Origin of the sequence: uncultured Empedobacter sp. (assembly GCF_937930195.1) — a bacterium.
GTDB classification, from domain to species: Bacteria; Bacteroidota; Bacteroidia; order Flavobacteriales; family Weeksellaceae; genus Empedobacter; species Empedobacter stercoris.
In genome coordinates this window covers 1-5,991 of the sequence record NZ_CALGVK010000168.1, presented here as the reverse complement: position 1 = coordinate 5,991, position 5,991 = coordinate 1, and the positions used below count along the sequence as shown (strand labels likewise).

Genomic DNA, 5,991 nt, shown 5'->3' with positions numbered 1-5,991 from the left:
ATTCTAAATGACACACTATCTAAAACTTATGCGAGTCAATCAATGGGTGAAAAATTTGTTTGTTTTTTTACCATTATTTTTCTCGGGAAATCTATTCAATATTGATTTGTTAATCGAATCATTTTACGGATTTCTGATATTCTCTTTTGTGGCAAGTAGTATTTACATCATCAATGATTATGTTGACATCGAAAAGGATAAAAAACACCCAGAGAAAAAAAACAGGCCATTGGCGAGTGGAAAAATCTCTAAACAAAATGCGTTTATCTTATTTTTGGTATTGCTTGTTTTAACGTGCTTTCTACTTTGGACTTTTGGTACGTTACAAGTTGCGATTCTTGTCGGGATTTATTTTTTAATGAATATTGCTTATTCGTTCAAACTTAAACAAGTTGCCATATTGGATGTGATGATTATTGCATTTGGCTTTTTGTTACGAGTTTTTGTTGGTGGTTATATGACGGGGATTTTAGTAAGTGACTGGACCATTTTGTTGGTGTTTGATCTTGCGTTGATTTTAGCTTTAGGAAAACGAAGAGGAGAATTGGTGAATGCCGAATTAGAAGGCGTTACTCGGAAATCATTGAACGGCTATAATCTCAATTTTCTTAATTCTGCATTAGCAATAACTTGTACCGTAGCAGTCATTTGTTACATGATGTTTATCCTTTCTCCCGAAACACAATCCAAATTTCATCATTATATAATTTATACCTTTGTCTTTGTTTTTGCGGCAGTTTTACGTTATTTGCAACAGACATTTGTGTATGCTAAAACCGAATCCCCAACGAAATTAATTTTTAAAGATCATTTTATCCAATTGTTGATTGTGTTGTGGGGAATTAGTTATGTTTTATTGATTTATTTTAATAATGGAAAATAAAAAATTAACTCCAGTAGCTAACTGGGGACTTTATCCATCTATAAAAGCACATGTTGTCACTCCAACAACAATTTTAGAATTTCAGGAAGCAATTCTTTCGAATGAAGAATTAATTGCTCGTGGAAATGGACGTTGTTATGGGGATGCTTCATTGCAAAATACCATTATCTCAACTTCGAAATGGAACAAGTTTATTGCTTTTGATCGTGAACATGGCATTATAGAAGTTGAATCGGGTGTTTTATTATCCGATATTTTAGAAGTTTCTGTTCCATCAGGATATTTTATTTCAGTTACACCAGGAACCAAGTTTATCACCGTAGGTGGAGCTATTGCATCAGATGTTCATGGGAAAAATCATCACATCGACGGATGTTTCTCTGATCATTTAATTCAGTTCGATTTGATGATAGAAAATGGTGATGTTTTACGTTGTTCGAGAAATGAAAATCAATCCTTATTTTGGGCAACTGTAGGAGGAATGGGATTAACAGGTGTTATTCTTTCTGCCAAATTTATGATGAAGAAAATCGAAACCGCTTATATCCGAAATGAAGCTATTCAGGCTAAAAATTTAGATCAAATTTTTGAGTTATTCGAATCTTCCGAATCTTGGACATATAATGTCGCATGGTTAGATTGTTTACAGAAAGGAGAGGCTTTGGGAAAATCGATTATGTTGCGTGGAGAACATGCTACCTTAGATGAATTACCAAATAAATTCACGAAGAATCCTCTTCAAATCAAAAAGAAATTTAATTTAACTATCCCTTTCTTTTTTCCAAGATTTGCATTAAATCCATTGTCAATTAAGATTTTCAATTGGTTGTATTTTAATAAGCAAGGTAAAAAACACCTGAAGAATTATGTAGATTACGAAACTTTTTTTTACCCCTTGGATGCTGTTCATAATTGGAACCGTATTTATGGTAAAAATGGATTCATTCAATACCAATTTGTTATTCCAAAAGAAAGAGGGAAAGAAGGAATGCGTAAAATATTAGAGACCATTGCAGCAAGTGGAAATGGTTCTTTTTTGGTTGTATTGAAATTATTTGGAGAAAATAATCCACAAGCTTATAATTCTTTTCCAATGAAAGGTTATACGTTGGCTTTAGACTTTAAAGTGAATGATAAATTAGAAAAACTAATTGGAAGTTTAGATAAAATTATAATGGATTACGGAGGACATATTTACCGAACGAAGGACGCAATGTCAAATCCTGCATTAACAGATTATTTAAACAACATCGATTCTCCAAAATTTGAGTCGATGCAAAATGAACGTATCAATAGATTTAAGCAAAAATGATAGTATTAGGATCAAATTCAGACGTTGCAGTAGCTTTTGTAGAAAAAGTTTTAAAAGAAGGAAAACGTTTTCCAATGGTTTATTTATTTACTTCCAATGTTGATAAAACGGTTAAGTTAGCCAACCATTTTTTTGCGAAATATGAGCAAACATGTGAAGTAGTACATTTTGATTTAACCAAAGAAAATGATTTATCTCAACTCCATCACATTGAGTCTGAATTGTTATTTTGTGCGGCAGGATATTTAGGGAAAAATTCGGAAGAAGGTTTGTATGACGATTGGAATACCAAACAAATTGTCGAAATCAATTATTCGAAGCTAATTGTTTTAATGAATCATTTTGCAAAGAAATTTGAAGAGAAAGGTGCTGGAACAATTATAGGTCTATCATCTGTTGCAGGAGAGCGAGGGCGACAAAGTAATTTTATATATGGTTCGGCCAAAGCAGGATTTACAGCTTATTTAGCAGGTTTGAGAAACTATTTATTTCACAAAAAAGTCCACGTTATGACAGTGATTCCTGGATTTATGGACACACAAATGACGGCTGATATCGAAACACCAAAACCATTAACCGCACAACCAGAACAAGCTGCAACGATCATTTACAACGCTTATAAAAAGAAAAAGAATGTGGTGTATGTGACATTTGTATGGTGGGGAATTATGATGATTATTCGAAATATACCCGAGTTTATTTTCAAAAAACTTAAAATGTAATGAATCGCAAATTATATCTTTTTGATTTTGATGGAACTTTAACAAAGAAAGATACCTTATTCGATTTTTTAAAATTCTCTTTTCCTAAAGTCTATTTTATTAATTATCTGTTGTTTATACCATTATTTGTCGGTTCTAAATTAAAGCTTTTAGAAGCTGGATTTGTAAAAGAAAAATTTATTTCAACATTCTTAAAAGGAAAACCTTATGTTGAAATCAATCAGTTAGCACAGAGCTATTTTGAACAGAATCACAACGAATTAATCCATCCAAAAGCAGATGAATACATCAAGTCATTAAGTAATTATCACGATAAATTTATAGTATCGGCATCGGTTGATTTTTGGGTTCAACCTTTTGCTGATTATTATGGAATGGGGTTAATTTGTACTAAAGCAAAGTTCGACGAACAAGGTTTTTATTCAGGTTATTTTGCTTCACCAAATTGTAATTATCAAGAGAAAAGAATTCGCATCGAAAAAGAAATCGACTTGTCTTTATATGATGAAATCATCGCTTTTGGTGATACAAAGGGAGATACTGCTATGTTTGAAATTGCTTCTGAGCGTTATTATCAATTTTTTAATTAATATATTTGTTGCACTAAACTAAACTTATGGAAAACTTTATAGATAAGAAGAAAGTATTCTTTGCTTCTATTCTCATAATAGCATTAAAATCAATTTTCTTTTTTACTCGCCATATTCAAGAAGATGCTTTAATCTCTTGGCGTGTTGCCCGTAACATTATAGAATATGGTGTATATGGTTATAATGGAGTTGAAAAAATTTCTGCTTCTACCACTCATCTTTATGTTTTTATAGGCGTTATTTTTCAATCGGTTTTCGGAGAAGGAAACTTTATTTATCCTTTACTTATTTTTAATACCATTTTATTTACGATTGGGATTTATTGGTTAGGAAAACTACTTTTTAACACCACAACAAAACTTATCTTATTTATCCTTTTTGTCAGTTTTTTACCACCGGCTATAAAAATGTCTATTTTAGGAATGGAGTTCGGAATGCTGTTCTTTTTCTATATGGCACTTATAAAGTATGGGTTTGTTGAAAGAAAAAATTGGGCTTTTATTGTAATGCCTATACTTATTCTTTGGACACGAATAGATACGTGTATTTTCTTAGGGTTATTGTTCATATATGATGTGATACAGCAGCGAAAATGGAATACAGCTCTAATGATTGGAGGTATTTTAGCGGTTGTAACTACAGTTGCATTCAACTGGTTTTATTTTGGAGAGATTGTCAATAATACGATCACTTCTAAGAAAAATAATTATTCTAACCCAACTTTATTAGAACGTTGGGCAGAATTTAAATATTTTGGACCAAATTTTTTTGGAATCATAAAATTTCCAACCTCAATATATAATTTTTCGACATTATTATTTTTTATTATCTCATTAATCAGTCTATTCTTTCTTTCGGGAAAATTAGAAACTAATCGTAAAAAAGTAGTTGGATTTTTATTCCTTTTTGGTTTGGTCAAAACGATTATATTCGGAGCAACAAATTCATGGTTTGACTGGTATTATTGGATACCTCAAATTTGTTTGTTCTTGCCAATTATAATAGTTGTATTAGACTCGGATAAATATAAATCCTTGTCAATTGCTTATTTTGTTGTTATTTTTATTCCTTTTACCGTTTACCAAGCTGTACATTCTATAGCAACTGGACATGGAGAATGGAATCATGCACGCAAGATTGGGTTGTATTTGGATTCGATTGAGCCAAATAAAAACAAATATATCTTCTTAGAACCTGCTGGTTATATTCCCTATTTTTCTAAATTGAAAGTTATTGATTATGTAGGATTAGTAGACAAGCGCTTAACAGACGAAAACATTGTTGAAAATGGGAAAGAAGTTGGTTTTTCCAACTTGATTAATAAAGCAAAACCCGATTATATTTTAGAAGATTTTAAACCCATGTTCAAAGGAACTTTAGCAGATCAATCTATTTATGAGGATTACGAACTTATAAAAGAATTTAAAATAGAGGATGTTGCTAAATCGGATCATCCAATATTAGATAAGATTTATAAATTCAAACCATCAGGTAGAGATTTTTATTTATATAAACGTAAATCGACAGCAAAATAATGGGTCAAAAAAAGAAAATATTAATACGTATTGGCTCGCTTCGTCATGGAGGTGCTGAAAAAGTATTGGTCACTTTTCTCAAAAATCTTTCACCAGAAAAATACGAAATAGATTTATTGTTGAATCTTTATTCGGGTAAATACCTAAAAGATGTTCCTTCTTGGATTACTATCTATTACTTGAATAAAGGTGAAATGATAACGACCAATCGTCTGCAAGATATTCCCCAAAAAGCTTATCGGGTAATCTATCAAGCGATTTTAAAGGAATTTCCAAAGTTGCTTTACACGTATATTTTACCCAATAAAACGTACGATATAGAGTTTGCTGCGATTCATGGAATGGCTGACGAAATTTTAAATTCGCCGATCAAATCATCTAAAAAAATCGTTTGGATTCACAATGATTTATCCAATATTCCAGCATATACAGACGAACGTTTAAAGTCTTTTTTTAAGTTTGATCAGATTTTAGTGATTTCTGAAAAGATCAATCGACTTTTTTTAGATTTGGCGACTACGGAAGCTGAAAAAAAGAAAGTAGTTCGCATTTATAATCCAATTGATGTGCACGAAATAAAATCATTAGCAGCTGAAAAATGTGACATCAAGAAAGCTGAGAATCAACCAACTTTTGTATCTATTGGTACGGTTTTTCCTCAAAAAGGTTTTGATCGTTTATTGCGAGCTCACAAACGTTTGTTGGATGAGGGTTTTCCACATCAGGTATGGATTGTGGGAGATGGTTATGATTTTCCAACGATCAAGAAGTTAGTGGATGACTTAAAAGTGAATGATACAGCTCACTTAATTGGATTCAAAGAAAATCCATATCCGTATTTTGTATTGGCAGATTATTACATTTTATCGTCTCGTTACGAAGGTTATCCTACGGTTTTATTTGAAGCGATAGTCCTTGAATAACTAATTATTGCAAACGATGTATCAGG

General features: G+C 31.6%; 5 protein-coding genes and 1 pseudogene. All 6 read left to right on the top strand.

The window, feature by feature from the left end; translation table 11 throughout:
* Positions 1-7 precede the first annotated feature (7 nt).
* Entirely contained in the window at positions 8-883 is an 876-nt protein-coding gene (locus tag Q0616_RS09675; RefSeq protein ID WP_260541071.1) for a UbiA prenyltransferase family protein, read from the top strand.
* Entirely contained in the window at positions 873-2,195 is a 1,323-nt protein-coding gene (locus Q0616_RS09670; RefSeq protein WP_298776786.1) for an FAD-binding oxidoreductase, read from the top strand. The genes Q0616_RS09675 and Q0616_RS09670 overlap by 11 nt, the downstream gene beginning before the upstream one ends.
* Entirely contained in the window at positions 2,192-2,917 is a 726-nt protein-coding gene (locus Q0616_RS09665; RefSeq protein WP_225540346.1) for an SDR family NAD(P)-dependent oxidoreductase, read from the top strand. The genes Q0616_RS09670 and Q0616_RS09665 overlap by 4 nt, the downstream gene beginning before the upstream one ends.
* Positions 2,917-3,507, top strand: a complete 591-nt coding sequence (locus Q0616_RS09660) for an HAD-IB family hydrolase (RefSeq protein ID WP_260541065.1) — start codon at positions 2,917-2,919, stop codon at positions 3,505-3,507. Before Q0616_RS09665 ends, Q0616_RS09660 begins: the two co-directional genes overlap by 1 nt.
* A gap of 26 nt (positions 3,508-3,533) precedes the next feature.
* Positions 3,534-5,042 carry a hypothetical protein gene (locus tag Q0616_RS09655; protein WP_225541290.1) on the top strand — a complete coding sequence of 503 codons (1,509 nt, stop codon included), beginning with the start codon at positions 3,534-3,536 and terminating at the stop codon, positions 5,040-5,042.
* Positions 5,042-5,962, top strand: a pseudogene (locus Q0616_RS09650) (glycosyltransferase); the annotation flags it as partial. The gene Q0616_RS09655 and the pseudogene Q0616_RS09650, both read left to right, overlap by 1 nt.
* Positions 5,963-5,991: the final 29 nt, after the last annotated feature.

What these genes read in the sequence shown, in the direction of transcription:
- Q0616_RS09670 (WP_298776786.1), top strand. Translation starts at nt 873, where the DNA reads ATGGAAAATAAAAAATTAACTCCAGTAGCTAACTGGGGACTTTATCCA.
- Q0616_RS09660 (WP_260541065.1), top strand. Translation starts at nt 2,917, where the DNA reads ATGAATCGCAAATTATATCTTTTTGATTTTGATGGAACTTTAACAAAG.
- Q0616_RS09675 (WP_260541071.1), top strand. Translation starts at nt 8, where the DNA reads ATGACACACTATCTAAAACTTATGCGAGTCAATCAATGGGTGAAAAAT.
- Q0616_RS09655 (WP_225541290.1), top strand. Translation starts at nt 3,534, where the DNA reads ATGGAAAACTTTATAGATAAGAAGAAAGTATTCTTTGCTTCTATTCTC.
- Q0616_RS09665 (WP_225540346.1), top strand. Translation starts at nt 2,192, where the DNA reads ATGATAGTATTAGGATCAAATTCAGACGTTGCAGTAGCTTTTGTAGAA.